The sequence below is a fragment of the Bradyrhizobium sp. CIR18 genome, assembly GCF_014198295.1.
Taxonomy (GTDB): Bacteria; Pseudomonadota; Alphaproteobacteria; order Rhizobiales; family Xanthobacteraceae; genus Bradyrhizobium.
In genome coordinates, this window is the sequence record NZ_JACIHF010000002.1 from 822,288 (window position 1) to 836,756 (window position 14,469).

Annotated in this window: 13 protein-coding genes; 9 read left to right on the forward strand and 4 right to left on the reverse strand. The window is 64.3% G+C overall.

Translation table 11 applies throughout. The features are described from left to right. The 4 genes from GGD65_RS12400 to GGD65_RS12415 are packed head-to-tail and all read left to right on the forward strand — an operon-like array spanning position 1 to position 3,633. Positions 1-1,029: a branched-chain amino acid ABC transporter permease gene (locus tag GGD65_RS12400; RefSeq protein WP_183235433.1), complete on the forward strand. Its 1,029-nt coding sequence runs from the start codon at positions 1-3 to the stop codon at positions 1,027-1,029. Then, a complete protein-coding gene (locus GGD65_RS12405; protein ID WP_018317413.1) occupies positions 1,026-1,781 on the forward strand; it encodes an ABC transporter ATP-binding protein in 756 nt (251 codons plus the stop codon). Before GGD65_RS12400 ends, GGD65_RS12405 begins: the two co-directional genes overlap by 4 nt. Further along, positions 1,774-2,490 carry an ABC transporter ATP-binding protein gene (locus GGD65_RS12410; RefSeq protein WP_018317412.1) on the forward strand — a complete coding sequence of 239 codons (717 nt, stop codon included), beginning with the start codon at positions 1,774-1,776 and terminating at the stop codon, positions 2,488-2,490. The genes GGD65_RS12405 and GGD65_RS12410 overlap by 8 nt, the downstream gene beginning before the upstream one ends. Positions 2,491-2,514: 24 nt before the next feature. Beyond that, complete coding sequence (locus GGD65_RS12415; RefSeq protein ID WP_018317411.1) at positions 2,515-3,633, forward strand: cobalamin-independent methionine synthase II family protein; 1,119 nt, start codon at positions 2,515-2,517, stop codon at positions 3,631-3,633. 181 nt (positions 3,634-3,814) lie between these two features. Here the strand turns inward: GGD65_RS12415 and GGD65_RS12420 are convergent, their stop codons facing one another. From GGD65_RS12420 to GGD65_RS12425, 3 genes are all read right to left on the reverse strand, one after another. Continuing rightward, positions 3,815-5,539: a caspase family protein gene (locus GGD65_RS12420; RefSeq protein WP_183235434.1), complete on the reverse strand. Its 1,725-nt coding sequence runs from the start codon at positions 5,537-5,539 to the stop codon at positions 3,815-3,817. Positions 5,540-5,641: 102 nt separating this feature from the next. Continuing rightward, on the reverse strand, positions 5,642-5,872 hold the full coding sequence (locus GGD65_RS40160) for a retropepsin-like aspartic protease (RefSeq protein ID WP_312017701.1): 231 nt from the start codon (positions 5,870-5,872) through the stop codon (positions 5,642-5,644). Continuing rightward, on the reverse strand, positions 5,863-6,726 hold the full coding sequence (locus GGD65_RS12425) for a TIGR02281 family clan AA aspartic protease (protein ID WP_246783253.1): 864 nt from the start codon (positions 6,724-6,726) through the stop codon (positions 5,863-5,865). The genes GGD65_RS40160 and GGD65_RS12425 overlap by 10 nt, the downstream gene beginning before the upstream one ends. A gap of 193 nt (positions 6,727-6,919) precedes the next feature. Between GGD65_RS12425 and GGD65_RS12430 the strand changes: the two genes are divergently transcribed. The 5 genes from GGD65_RS12430 to GGD65_RS12450 all read left to right on the forward strand — a co-directional run bounded on the left by GGD65_RS12430 (position 6,920) and on the right by GGD65_RS12450 (position 13,180). Next, positions 6,920-8,275: a hypothetical protein gene (locus GGD65_RS12430; RefSeq protein WP_018317408.1), complete on the forward strand. Its 1,356-nt coding sequence runs from the start codon at positions 6,920-6,922 to the stop codon at positions 8,273-8,275. 62 nt (positions 8,276-8,337) lie between these two features. Beyond that, positions 8,338-9,534 (forward strand): methionine adenosyltransferase, encoded by a 1,197-nt coding sequence (metK, locus tag GGD65_RS12435; RefSeq protein WP_018317407.1) that lies wholly within the window; start codon positions 8,338-8,340, stop codon positions 9,532-9,534. 123 nt (positions 9,535-9,657) lie between these two features. Further along, entirely contained in the window at positions 9,658-11,079 is a 1,422-nt protein-coding gene (ahcY, locus tag GGD65_RS12440) for an adenosylhomocysteinase (RefSeq protein ID WP_092261070.1), read from the forward strand. 309 nt (positions 11,080-11,388) lie between these two features. Further along, the gene (locus tag GGD65_RS40165) at positions 11,389-11,664 is read left to right on the forward strand and encodes a nuclear transport factor 2 family protein (protein ID WP_312017699.1); all 276 of its coding nucleotides are present in this window, start codon (positions 11,389-11,391) and stop codon (positions 11,662-11,664) included. A gap of 49 nt (positions 11,665-11,713) precedes the next feature. After that, complete coding sequence (locus tag GGD65_RS12450) at positions 11,714-13,180, forward strand: NAD(P)/FAD-dependent oxidoreductase (RefSeq protein WP_183235435.1); 1,467 nt, start codon at positions 11,714-11,716, stop codon at positions 13,178-13,180. 18 nt (positions 13,181-13,198) lie between these two features. On the opposite strand, the gene GGD65_RS12455 is transcribed toward GGD65_RS12450, so the two are convergent. After that, positions 13,199-14,452 carry a YbfB/YjiJ family MFS transporter gene (locus tag GGD65_RS12455; RefSeq protein WP_183235436.1) on the reverse strand — a complete coding sequence of 418 codons (1,254 nt, stop codon included), beginning with the start codon at positions 14,450-14,452 and terminating at the stop codon, positions 13,199-13,201. Positions 14,453-14,469 lie beyond the last annotated feature (17 nt).

Here is a 14,469-nt window from a genome sequence, read left to right on the forward strand (position 1 = left end):
ATGAGCGCTTCCTCCGACGTCGGTTTTCACGCCCAGCGCCATGCGCGCTGGCACTACGGCGAAGTCGCCTTCTGGCTGATCGTGCTGGCCTGCGGCTTTGCATTTCCCACGCGCTATCTGATCATGACCGACATCCTGCGGCTGGCGCTGTTTGCGATGTCGCTCGATCTCATCCTCGGCTATGCCGGCATCGTCTCGCTCGGGCATGCTGCCTTCTTCGGCGTCGGCGCCTATGCCGCGGGGCTTCTCGCGCTCCATGGTATCGTGAGCGAGCCCGTGCTGGCGCTGATCGTCGCTGGCCTCGCCGCGATGGTGCTCGGCTTTGCCACCAGCTTCCTGGTGATCCGCGGCGTTGACCTGACGCGCTTGATGGTGACGCTCGGCATCGCGCTGCTGCTGGAAGCGCTTGCCGAACGCTTCTCCAACATCACCGGCGGCACCGACGGCCTGCAGGGCATCGAGATGCAGCCGATCTTCGGCGCGATTCCGTTCGACATGTTCGGCAAGGCCGGCTTTTTCTATTCGCTCGCCGTCCTGTTCCTGCTCTTCCTGTTCGCCCGCCGCGTCGTGCATTCGCCGTTCGGCCTGTCGCTGCGCGCGATCAAGAACAATCCGCTGCGCGCCGCCGCGATCGGCATTCCCGTCAACCGCCGCCTGATCGCGATCTACACGCTCGCGGCGTTCTATGCCGGCGTCGCGGGCGCGCTGTTCACCCAGACCACGGCGATCGCCTCGCTCGACGTGTTTGCCTTCGAACGCTCCGCCGATCTGATGCTCGTGCTCGTCATCGGTGGCACCGGTTACCTCTACGGCGGACTGGTTGGCGCGGTGATCTTCCGCATGCTCCAGGAGGTGTTCTCCACCATCACCCCGCAATACTGGCAGTTCTGGATCGGCCTGGTGCTGGTCGTGATCGTGCTGGTCGGCCGTCAGCGCCTGCACCGCTGGGTGCTGTACCTGCCCAATCTGGTCATCAGGCAGATTGCGGGACGCAAGGCCGTCGTCGCCGTGCCGGAAAGCGACGCATGACCATCGTGCTCGAAACCCAAAATCTCGAAAAGCAGTTCGGCGGGCTGCGCGTCACCCGCGATCTGTCCTTGAAGATCGAGCAGGGCGCCCGCCACGCGCTGATCGGCCCGAACGGCGCCGGCAAGACCACGGTCATCAACCAGCTCACCGGCGTGCTCAAGCCGAATTCGGGCCGGATCCTGCTCGAGGGCCAGGACATCACCGATCTGCCCGTGCACAAGCGCGTGCTGCGTGGCCTCTCGCGCACCTTCCAGATCAACCAGCTTTATCCCGACCTGACTCCGCTCGAGACCATTGGCCTGGCCGTCTCCGAGCGCCTCGGCCATGGCGGCGACTGGTGGCGGCGGATGGGCACGCGCAGCGACGTCAACGGCGAGATCGCCGATCTGCTGGCGGGCTTCCATCTGCTCGACGTCATGAATGAGCAGACCGTGACGCTGCCCTACGGCAAGCAGCGCCTGCTCGAGATCGCGGTCGCGATCGCCGCCAAGCCGCGCGTGCTGCTGCTCGATGAGCCCGCCGCCGGCGTGCCGGAGAGCGAGCGCCACGACATTCTCGCCGTGGTCGGTGCGCTGCCGCGCGACGTCACGGTGCTGCTGATCGAGCACGACATGGATCTCGTATTCTCCTTCGCCGACCGCATCTCCGTGCTGGTTTCGGGCGCGCTGCTCACCGAGGGCCCGCCCGAGCAGGTCGCGCGCGATCCGCAGGTCAAGGCCGTCTATCTCGGCGAGGAGGCGGTCAATGTCTGACCTGCTCGCGATCGAGGCGTTGCGCGCCGGCTATGGCGAGGCGGTGGTGCTGCCCAACATGTCCTTGCGCCTCGCCGAGGGCCAGGTGCTGGCGCTGCTGGGCCGCAACGGCACCGGCAAGACCACGCTGATCAATTCGATCGTCGGCGTCACCCGCCGCTTCTCAGGCAGCGTGGCACTCGCTGGCACCGATGTCACTTCGCTCCGGCCCGACCAGCGCGCGCGCGCCGGCATCGGCTGGGTGCCGCAGGAGCGCAACATCTTTCGCTCGCTCACTGTGGAAGAGAACATGACCGCGGTGGCGCAGCCCGGTCCCTGGACGGTCGAGAAAGTCTACGAGATGTTCCCGCGGCTGAAGGAGCGACGGACAAACTTCGGCAACCAGCTCTCCGGCGGCGAGCAGCAGATGCTGGCGATCGGCCGGGCGCTCACCCTCAACCCGAAAGTGCTGCTGCTGGACGAGCCGACCGAGGGCCTTGCCCCCATCATCGTCGAGGAGCTCTTGAAGGCGATCGGCAGCATCACGCGGGCAGGCGGCATCTGCTCGATCATCGTCGAGCAGAATGCCCAAAAGATTCTGGGGCTGGCCGACCGCGTTGTGATATTGGAGCGCGGAACGATCGTCCACGACGCTCCGAGCGCCGCGCTGAAAACCGACCCCTCGGTCCTGGAACGCCATCTCGGCGTCGCCGGGGCGGCGGCTCACTAAACTAAAATGTCCAGGGAGTAAGACATGCAGCGAACCAAAGCCCCCTTCCGCGCCGACGAGGTCGGCAGCCTCCTGCGTCCGGCCAAGATCAAGGAAGCCCGTAGCCGGCTCGAGAAGGGCGAGATCTCGGCCGACGATCTGCGCAAGATCGAGGACATGGAGATCGAGAAGGTCGTGCACAAGCAGGCCTCGATCGGGCTCAAGCTCGCGACCGACGGCGAGTTCCGGCGCTCCTGGTGGCATTTCGACTTCCTCGCCAAGCTCACCGGCTGCGAGCTGTTTCATCCCGACACCGGCATCCAGTTCGCAGGCGTGCAGACCCGGCACGACGCGGTGCGGGTGATCGACAAGCTCGACTTTCCCGACGACCACCCGATGCTGGACCACTTCCGCTTCCTGAAGAAGGTCGCCGACCAGGCCCACGTGGCCGCCAAGATGACGATACCTTCGCCGGCGGTGCTGCACTTCCGCGGCGGCCGCAAGTCGATTTCCAAGGACGTCTATCCCGATCTCGAGGCCTTCTACGAAGACCTCGGCAAGACCTATCGGAAAGCCGTCAAGGCGTTCTACGACGCCGGCTGCCGCTATCTCCAGTTCGACGACACCGTGTGGGCCTATCTCTGCTCGCAGGATGAACTGCAGAAGGCGCGCGAGCGCGGCGACAATCCGGACGGTCTCCAGCAGATCTATGCCCGCATCATCAACTACGCGCTGGCCGAGAAGCCCGCGGACATGGTGGTGACGACGCATGTCTGCCGCGGCAATTTCCGTTCGACCTGGATTTCTTCGGGCGGCTATGAGCCGGTTGCCGAGACCATGCTCGCCGGCACCAATTACGACGGCTATTTCCTCGAATATGACAGCGACCGCGCCGGCGGCTTCGAGCCGCTGCGCTTCCTGCCCAAGGGCAACAAGGTCGTCGTGGTCGGCGTCATCACCTCGAAGTTCGGCGAGCTCGAGAAGAAGGACGATATCAAGCGCCGTCTGGAAGAAGCCGCCAAGTTCGCCCCGCTGGAGCAGCTCGCGCTGTCGCCGCAATGTGGCTTTGCCTCGACGGAAGAGGGCAACGTCCTCTCTGAGGAAGAGCAGTGGGCGAAGCTGAGCCTTGCGGTCGAGATCGCGAAGGAAGTGTGGGGTAATTGAGCCCTTTGTTGGTGTCCCGGACGCGCTGCAACGCCCTTGCGTTGCTGCGCAGAGCCGGGACCCATGCTGCTTGACTTGCTCTCAGGAGATATGGGCCCCGGCTCTGCAGCGCATCGCTGAACTGGACGATGCTACGCATCGCCAGGAAAGCGCTGCGCCGCGTCCGGGGCACGATAGCGTCTCACCTCTCCGCCAAGTAAACCTCACCCAGCAGCGAAGAATTCGACCACGGCACCTGTTTGCTCTTCGTGCTCGACACCACCTCCGCCCGCACCCGTGTCAGCATCTGCTGCACTTCCAGTCCCGGCGTGCCGAGATGGCGGGAGAGGGCGGCGGAGAACGGCGAGTTGGCGCCTTCGCCGTCGAGTGCGACCTGGCCCGGCGCGGTCGCGAATGCGATCAACGTGCCGGCCCCCAATGTAGCACCGGTGCCGAGACTCGTTGGTGCTGCGAGGCCCGAGGCGCCCTCGATGCCGCGATTGGCGCCGGCGGATGCGACCTGTTGCGCTATCGGATTATTGCGGCAGGCATCGAAGATCAAAATGTTGGTGCGAACCTGGTCGTTGAGGCCGGCCATGATCGTGTCCATGTCGATCATCGCCTCGGTCATGCCCGCGCCGGGCTTGAGCTCGGCGTCGACGGGAATGAGGTAGTTGCGACCGTCGACCTGCACGCCATGGCCGGCGTAATAGACCACCGCGACCTGCGCCCGCGCGGCCTCCCGCAAAAAGTCGCGCGTCATCTTCTGCATCGCGGCGCGGTCGAGATCGATACCTTCCGATACGGTGAAGCCGATCTCGCGCAGGCTCTTTGCGACCGCACGGGCATCGCTGGACGGGTTGGGTAGTGCCTTGACGTGTTGATAGGCGCCGTTGCCGATAATCAGCGCCATGCGCTTGCCGCGGCCGCTCGCGAGCGGAGGCGGCGAGGGCGCCGACGTTGCGGTCGCCTGCTGCTGTGACGGCGTGCTGGGCTGCTGCGCGATCGATGTCGGCGCGTCGCGCGGGACCGATGTGGGCGCTTCGGTGACGAGCGAGAGCCGCACCTTTGCGGTGGCCTGATTGGCCTTGCTGCCGGCGTCGGATGCAGTGATACCGAGCGTTGCCTTGTAGTCCTCGCGCGCGTGCGCGTAGTCGCCCTTGGCCTCATAGGCCAGCGCGCGATGGATGTAGCCCGAGATCAGGACGCTGTTCGGCGGCGTCATGATATTGACCGGCGGCTTTTCCTTGGCGAGCCGGATCGCCTCGCTGCCGTCGGCAATCGCGCGATCGAGGTCGCCCCTCGCGCGCCAGATCGCGGTGCGGTTGATCAGGGGCTGCGGCAGCGTCGGATCAAGCCGGATCGCCTGGTTGATATCGGCGAGCGCGCCGTCGTAATCGCCGAGCGCCTCCTTTGAGATGCCGCGGTTCTGGAACGAGAACGCGGATTTCGGATCGGACTTGATCACGGCGTCATAGTCGGCGATCGCCCTGGCGTAGTCGCCCTTGCCGCGCCAGGCGTTGCCGCGGTTGTGAAAGATGATGCCGCTGGGCGGGCCGAGCTTCAGCGCGTCGTCGAAGTCCGCGATCGCGATGTCGTACTCGCCCTTGTCGTAATAGGCCGATCCCCTGAGATTAAAGGCCGCCTGGCTCGGCTGCAGCCGGATCGCCTCGGTGACGTCGGCGATGACCTTGCTGTAATCCCCCTTCTTGTTCCAGCCGACCGCGCGCCAGAAATAGATCGTCGCGACCTGCTCGCCCCGAAACACCTTCAACCCGATGATCTTGGTGCAGGCGTCGATCATCTTGTCCGCCGGCGTCGTGTCGGTGGTGCAGAGCGGCCCGAGCTGATTGCGCGCCTGTGCGAAGGCGGGCGCAGACCAGAGCAGGGCGGCAAGCAGAGCGGGGATCAGCAGCAGGCGGCGCAAGCAGACCTCGGCGACAGGCGGATTTCGACGGTGGTTTCAGCCGTTTGGTCGCGCCGGCCTATGTCCCGGTTCACGCCCGGGCTTACCCAGGCAGCCGCGAAGTCACTTCCTTGGCTGCCGGGTCCGGATCTCCATCGATCCACGCGCCATCTGCACCTCAAACCGCGACAGGAAGCTCATGCCGAGGAGGCCGTCGATGCCTGGCCCATAACTCTTGTCGTCGCTGCTCTGAACCGCGATCGGCACGTTGGTCGCCTCGAGCTTGCCCAGCGCGACCTTGTCGGCTTTGGTGAGCTTAGCCTTGATCTGCCCGTTGGCGGTGTTCAGCGTGATCTCGCTCGCGCCTCCGCAATCTTGGCCTTGCTTGCGAAGGCCGACTTCACCGACACATAGCTTGCACCTGTGTCGAGCACGAACAGCCCGCGGACGCCGTTGATCTCCGCCTTGGCGGTGACGACGCCTCTCTGTCCCTGCAATGGGAAGCTCTCCTTGCGAAGCTCGTTCGACGAGACGCAATTACCCTGTCGCTCATAGTCGGCGATGATCTTCTGGGTCTTGCTGGTGTCGCGCGTGGCGGGATCGAACGCAACCCAACGGTTGATCGGCGCTGTCGCCTCGCAGAACTGCTTCAAGGCGGCGTAGGCGTTGGCCATGCGCAGGAACACGCTGCTGGACACCATCTTCTTGTCGCCGGCGAGAAGCTCGATCGTGTCGGAGTAGTCGGTCAGCGCGCGGCGATAGTCGCCGGCACCATCCAGCGCCATGCCGCGCAGGTAGCGCGCGGTTTGGTCGGATGGGGCGCGCCTGACGTACTCGTCCGCCGCTTCGACGGCTTTCGGGTAGTCGGTCAGTCTTATGTAGATGCTGACTGCCTTGTTCAGTGCGGTCAGCGGCGCTCCGCAGTTCTTGACGAAATTGAAGAGTCCGTCAGCGGCCTGTCGCCGATAGCCGAGCTTGTCGAGCCACTGCGCAAGATCATCGATGCTCTTCTGGTCGCAGGGCTCGCGCTTGAGCTCTTCCAGCTTCAGCCAGACGGATGGGTCGCGCGCGGCGGCGACCGGGAGTGGCCCGATGCGCGCATAGACGGACTGGAAGACTTCGTCGGGATTGTCGGTCAGGTAGCCCGCGTGACCAATACCTGTGAGCGCAGTGAGCAATATCGCTGCAAGCCAAAACGACCTGAACATATCCAGCCCCGAACATCCTTGTCCGCCATGTATACCGATAAGTGTAGGCACGGCCAGACGCACGATCGGAGTGTCCCCATTCGGCGCAGCGCCGCCAATCAACAGCACGTGGAGCAATTCCAGGGTATTCCCTGAGTGGGCAGAATTTGTTAGAGGACAGTGCCCAACAGCTCTGCCCACCAAGTTCCCACCCATGAAAAACGACGAAATCCTGAGCCAGATCACGGAGTTCTGCCGCAAGGCGGACATGGCGGAATCGACGTTCGGCCGGCGCGCGGTGAACGATGGGAAGCTGGTGCATCGCCTGCGCGAGGGCAAGCGCATCACCATCGATACGCTGGACCGGATCCAGGCCTATATGGCGGCGTCCATGGCCGGCGGCGTGCCGCCGCCGCGCGGGCTTCAGGTGCCGCCCGAAAAGCGTGATCCACGCGGCAATTTCCGTTTCTTCGAGAACCGCCAGAAATACCTGCTGTTCGTTCACACCTGCAGCGAAAAGCGGGTGATCGCCGACAGGGTCGCGCTGGAGCTTTCCTCCATCCATCCGCGCCCGCCGGCCCTGCGCGTGTTCGACGCCGGCGTCGGCGACGGCACGGTGCTGGCGCGGGTGCTGCGCGCGACGCACCAGCGCTACCCGCACATGCCGTTCTATGTCGCCGGCAAGGAGCTCAGCCTGGAGGACCTGCGCCTGACGCTGGAGAAGGTGCCGGATCGCATTTTCGAGCATCCGGCGTCGGTGTTCGTCTTCACCAACATGTTCTATTCGGAGGCGCCCTGGCTGACGCCGGCATCGCCTGCGGCGGCGGCGGCGACCGTCTGGCACGAGGTCCCGCTGCGGGGCGCCTCATCGGGCGAGTTCGAGCAGCAGATCGCGGAGCTGAGGCCGTTCCTGGAGCAGAACTGGCGTGCCGCGATCAGCCCACGCACCGCCATGCCGCTGTACGAGCGGCCGGTCGTCCTGGTGCTCTATCGCGAGGACCACAGGTTCTTGCTGGATTCGACCATTCCGCGGCCGGGCCAGACCGAAGCCAATTTCGACCTCGTCATCGCATCCCAGCCCTACCGCGCCCTGTCCTCGGTCAACTTCCGGGCCAAGCGGATCATCGCGCCCCTGGCGCGGGCGCTTCGGCCGGGAGGCCGTCTGATCGGAATCCACTCCCATGGCCAGGATCCGGGCATGGAAATGATCCAGGCGATCTGGCCCGGAGAAAATCCTTTCGCTGTGAGCCGTCATGAGCTATTGCGCGCCGTTAAGTACGAACTTGGTTCGTTGGGCCGCGACTTAAATTTTAATGCATATGCGGATAACCGCTCGATCTTCAGGTATGATATGGAAGCGCTGCCCAACGAGGTAACGGGGACCATCGGAACCTCGACGGCCTTTGCAGCGTGGAATGCGGCGGTGTATGTCGCTCAGATTGAGGACGACCGGTTGACAGAAATGACTCAAAACGGCCGCACTCTGGATGCCGCCAGGGACGTGCTGCGGAAGTACAATGGGCTCTGGTTTCTCGACGAATCCTACGTCATCTCGCGCCGGCGTGATTGACATCATCCACAGGTAAACATCGCAAACGCCCGCCGGTCTAGCGGCGGAACAAGGGGTTACTGATGCGCGCGTCCTATCTCTTCACCAGCGAGTCCGTGTCCGAGGGCCATCCGGACAAGGTGTGCGACCGGATCTCCGACGAGATCGTCGATCTGTTCTACCGCGAAGGGCCGAAGGCCGGCATCGACCCCTGGCAGATCCGCGCCGCCTGCGAAACGCTCGCGACCACCAACAAGGTGGTGATCGCCGGTGAGACCCGCGGTCCGAAGTCGGTGACCAACGAGCAGATCGAGGGCGTCGTCCGCGGCGCGATCAAGGACATCGGCTACGAGCAGGAAGGCTTCCACTGGAAGACCTGCGATATCGAGATCCTCTTGCATCCGCAGTCGGCCGACATCGCCCAGGGCGTCGATGCGCTGCAGCCGGGCGAGGTCAAGGAAGAGGGCGCGGGCGACCAAGGCATCATGTTCGGTTACGCCACCAACGAGACGCCCGATCTGATGCCGGCGCCGATCTTCTACGCCCACAAGATCCTGCGCCTGATCTCCGAAGCCCGTCACTCCGGCAAGGAGAAGGTGCTCGGTCCGGACTCCAAGAGCCAGGTCACCGTGCAGTACGAGAACGGCAAGCCGGTCGGCGTGCGCGAGATCGTGGTCTCGCATCAGCACCTGGTCGAGGACATCTCGTCCAAGCAGATCCGCGACATCGTCGAGCCCTATGTGCGCGAGGCGCTGCCGAAGGACTGGATCACGCCGAAGACGATCTGGCACATCAACCCGACCGGCAAGTTCTACATCGGCGGTCCGGACGGTGACTCCGGCCTGACCGGCCGCAAGATCATCGTCGACACCTATGGTGGCGCGGCCCCGCATGGCGGCGGCGCGTTCTCCGGCAAGGATCCGACCAAGGTCGACCGCTCGGCGGCTTATGCTGCGCGCTACGTCGCCAAGAACATCGTTGCCGCCGGCCTTGCCGACCGCTGCACGCTGCAGCTCGCCTACGCGATCGGCGTGGCCCGTCCGCTGTCGATCTACATCGACACCCACGGCACCGGTAAGGTGCCGGAGGAGCAGCTCGAGAAGGCGGCGGCGCAGGCGATGGATCTGACGCCCCGCGGCATCCGCAGCCATCTCGACCTCAACCGCCCGATCTACGCGCGCACCTCGGCCTACGGCCATTTCGGCCGCACGCCTGACAACGAGGGCGGTTTCTCCTGGGAGAAGACCGATCTCGTCGAGCAGCTCAAGCGCGCGCTCTGATCCACTTGCGTCATTCCGGGGCGCCGCAACAGCGGCGAGCCCGGAATCTCGAAATGCTTGATTCCGGGTTCGCTCGTTTCGCGAGCGGTCCGGAATGACGAGCCAAACAAACAGGAACCTCCAATGAACGCGAAGCCCGGCTTCACCGATTACATCGTCAAGGACATTTCGCTCGCCGATTTCGGCCGCAAGGAGCTCTCGCTCGCCGAGACCGAGATGCCCGGCCTGATGGCCACCCGCGAAGAGTACGGCCCGAAGCAGCCGCTGAAGGGCGCCCGCATCGCCGGCTCCTTGCACATGACGATCCAGACCGGCGTGCTGATCGAGACGCTGGCAGCCCTCGGCGCCGACATTCGCTGGGTCTCCTGCAACATCTATTCGACGCAGGACCACGCTGCCGCCGCGATCGCGGCCGCCGGCATCCCCGTCTTCGCCGTCAAGGGCGAGACGCTGACCGAGTACTGGGACTACACCGCAAAACTGTTCGACTGGCACGGCGGCGGTCACCCGAACATGATCCTCGATGACGGCGGCGACGCCACCATGTACGTCCATCTCGGTCTGCGCGCCGAGAACGGCGACGCTGCGTTCCTGGACAAGCCGGGTTCGGAAGAAGAGGAAGTCTTCTTCGCGCTGCTGAAGAAGCAGCTCAAGGAAAAGCCCAAGGGCTACTTCGCCGAGATCGCCAAGAGCATCAAGGGCGTGTCCGAAGAGACCACCACGGGCGTGCATCGTCTCTACGACATGCAGAAGGCCGGCACGCTGCTGTGGCCCGCCATCAACGTCAACGACAGCGTCACCAAGTCGAAGTTCGACAATCTCTATGGCTGCCGTGAATCGCTGGTCGACGGCATCCGCCGCGGCACCGACGTGATGATGTCGGGCAAGGTCGCGATGGTCGCCGGCTTCGGCGACGTCGGCAAGGGTTCGGCGGCCTCGCTGCGTCAGGCCGGTTGCCGCGTCATGGTGTCGGAAATCGATCCGATCTGCGCGCTGCAGGCCGCGATGGAAGGCTACGAAGTCGTGACCATGGAAGACGCCGCGCCCCGCGCCGACATCTTCGTCACCGCGACCGGCAACAAGGACATCATCACCATCGAGCACATGCGCGCGATGAAGGATCGCGCCATCGTCTGCAACATCGGTCACTTCGACAACGAGATCCAGATCGCGGGTCTGCGTAACCTGAAGTGGACCAACATCAAGCCGCAGGTCGACGAGATCGAATTCCCCGACAAGCATCGCATCATCATGCTGTCGGAAGGCCGCCTCGTGAACCTCGGCAACGCGATGGGCCATCCGTCGTTCGTGATGTCGGCCTCCTTCACCAACCAGACGCTGGCGCAGATCGAGCTGTTCGCCAACAACAAGGACGGCAAGTACAAGAAGGAAGTCTACGTGCTGCCGAAGTCGCTCGACGAGAAGGTCGCGCGCCTGCACCTCGCCAAGATCGGCGTCAAGCTCACCGAGCTGCGCAAGGACCAGGCCGACTACATCGGCGTCAAGCAGGAAGGTCCGTACAAGTCGGACCACTACCGCTACTGATCCGCACGCAGTTGCGACACAAAGGCCCCGGCGTGATCCGGGGCCTTTTTTTGTTGGGCCTTCCTGTGGTACGCTTTCAGGTAGAGCCGAAACAAGCCTGCCACTTCCGGAGCGGGCGGCCGCTTTTTCCTACGTTCATTGTCAAAATGCATATGGAGGGAATGCGATGTCCAGCGAAGCCAACGTTCAGCTTCTGAAGGAAGCCTATCGCGAGTGGAGCGAGAGTAAGGGCAAGACGTCGACTATTGGTTCGACCATGTCATTGGCCCGCAAATCAAATTCGATTCGATTCCGCAGGGAGCTGCGGCGGTGCCTTTTGCCAAGCGTTATGACGATCGCAATGCGCTGCGCAGCTATTTCGACGGCCTGCTGGCCGACTGGAGCATGCAGTACTATACGATGAACGAATTCGTCGCGCAGGGCGACACCGTCTTCGCGCGCGGCGAATGCGCGTGGACGAACAAGAAGACCAACAAGGTCGCGAAGACACCGAAGGTCGACTACTGGCGCTTCAAGGACGGCAAGGTGGTCGAATTCCACGAGTATTTCGACACCGCCACAGTCTACGGCGCCACCGTCCCATGATGTTGCAATTCGGCGCGGCGCTGCCCATGCTGTGACGAGGGAGAACGCCATGACCGAAGCCAAAGAACATTTCGACGTCCTCATCGTCGGTGCCGGGCTGTCCGGCATCGGCGCGGGTTATCACTTGCAGACCAAGTGCCCCACCAAGAGCTACGTCATCCTGGAGGGGCGCGACTGCATCGGCGGCACCTGGGATCTGTTCCGCTACCCCGGCATCCGCTCCGACAGCGACATGTTCACGCTCGGCTATTCGTTCAAGCCGTGGACCGATCCGAAGGCGATCGCCGACGGGGCGCAGATCCTGAACTATGTGCGCGAGACCGCGGCCGAGAACGGCATCGAGAAGCACATCCGCTTCCGCCATCGCGTCAAGCGGGCTTCGTGGTCGACGCCGGACGCGCGCTGGACCATCGAGGCCGAGCGCATCACGGGCGAGGGCGCGACGGAGCTGGCGCGCTTCACCTGCAATTTTCTCTTCATGTGCTCGGGCTATTACAAATACGAGGCGGGCTACACGCCGGAGTTCAAGGGCGCCGCTGATTTCGCCGGCCGCATCGTGCATCCGCAGAAATGGACCGAGGACATCGACTACGCGGGCAAGCGCGTCGTGGTGATCGGCTCGGGCGCGACCGCGGTGACGCTGGTGCCGGAGCTCGCCAAGAAGGCGGCACTGGTCACCATGCTGCAGCGCTCGCCGACCTATGTGGTGTCGCGCCCGGCGCAGGATCCCGTCGCCAACAAGATCCGCCGAAATCTGCCGACGCGGCTTGCCTATCATGTCATCCGCTGGCGCAACGTGATGTGGGGGATGTTCTTCTTCCAGCTCAGCCGGCGCCGTCCTGCGAAGGTCAAGGAGCTCGTCCTCAAGGGCGTGCAGATGGCGCTTGGCCCCGACTACGACGTCGCCACCCATTTCACGCCGCGCTACAATCCCTGGGACCAGCGGCTCTGCCTGGTGCCTGATGGCGACCTGTTCAAGGCGATCCGCGAGCAGCGCGTCGCCGTCGTGACGAGCGAGATCGACACGTTCACGCGCGAGGGCATTCGCCTGAAGGATGGCAGCGAACTTGCGGCCGACATCATCGTGACGGCGACCGGGCTGGTGCTTCAGGTCGTCGGCGGTCTCGACGTCAGTGTCGACGGCCGTGCCGTCGATTTCGCGAGTACGCTGACCTACAAGGGCATGATGTATGCCGACGTGCCCAACATGGCCTCGGCCTTCGGCTACACCAATGCGTCCTGGACGCTGAAATGCGACCTCACCTGCGAATATGTCTGCCGTCTGATCAACTACATGGACCGGCACAATTTCCGGCAAGCCATGCCGCACAACGACGACCCGGAGATCACCGCGCAGCCGTCGCTGGACTTCACCTCGGGCTATGTGCAGCGCTCGGTGGCCAAGATGCCGAAGCAGGGCTCCAAGCAGCCGTGGCGGCTGTACCAGAACTACGCGCTCGACATCGTCTCCTTGCGCTTCGGCCGGATCGACGACGGCGTGATGCGATATTCCTGATCGCGCCGCCTCCGGTCGTTACGCCTTGCGCCTGGCAAGTGCCATTGCAAGGTCGGCCGCGAGCGCCAGCACCACCGCGCCGCCGCCGAGTGCGAACAGCACCTGATAATCGCCGCCGGTCTGCGCGTAGATCCAGGAGAAGCCGTAAGCGGCCGCGGCCTGGAACAGTGCAAAGCTGGTAGTGGCATGGCTCCAGGTCGCGCGCTGCTGCTCGGCAGAGTGCGGAACGAGTTCATGGATGCGTCCGAGCACCAGCGGCACGATGCCGGGCGTGAAGCCGCCGATCACGATGCTCGATACGATCAGCGAAAGAGGCGCGGTGCTGACGGTCGGCAGCAGCACGGCGGCCGCCTCGATCAGAAAGGCCGCCCGCAGCGCCGGACCGAACCCGGCGCGGTCACCGAGATGGCCGGTGACGAGCGGACCGACGATGGCGCCGAGGCCGTACAGCACCCAATAGCGCGATCCAGCGGCAATGCCCTGGCCGAGGCCGCGCGCCACGAAATCGACGATGAAGACCATGTGCGGCACCAATGCCACCGCGTTGAGGCCGTACTGGATCATCAGCGCGCGGGCGATGGGCGAGGTTTGGTGCTTGGTTTGAGAAGGCGCAGTGTCGCTGTTCGCTTCGGCAGGCCAGTTCCACCAGCTTGCGAGCGTGAGCACGGCGGCGAACACGCCGAGCCCATACCAGCTCTGCTGCAGTCCCTGTTGCAGCAGCAGCGGCACCAGCGTGCCCGATGCGGCGACGCCGAGGCCGACGCCGGCGAAGATCACGCCGCCGACGATGCCGCGCCTTGCGGCCGAGGTGTGCGGCAGAATGACGGAGGCCGCCAGCACCATGATGATTCCGCCGGTGAGGCCGGAGAGGAAGCGCCAGGCGAAGAACCAGGTGAACGACACCGGCGATGAGCTGGCGAAGAAGGAGAGGGTCGCAAGCAGCATCATCGCCCGCAGCGCGCGAACCGCGCCGATCCGACTGGCGGCACGCCGTGCGGTGAGCGCGCCGGCGAGATAACCGGCGAGGTTCGCAGCACCGAGATAGACGACATCCGATGCGCTGAACCAGTTTGCAGCGATCAGGGCGGGGATCAGCGGCGTGTAGGAAAAGCGGGCGAGGCCAAGTCCGACGAGTGAGGCGGACAATCCCGCCACCGCATATCGCCAGGTCTGTTGCGAAGAACGTTGCTTTGACGAAGCCTCTCGTGAAGCCGATGCCGCCCTCGGATGCGGCCGAGCCTCGGCGTGTGGTTTCAGATCTGCGCTGGTCATGTCATCCTCCTGCGCGC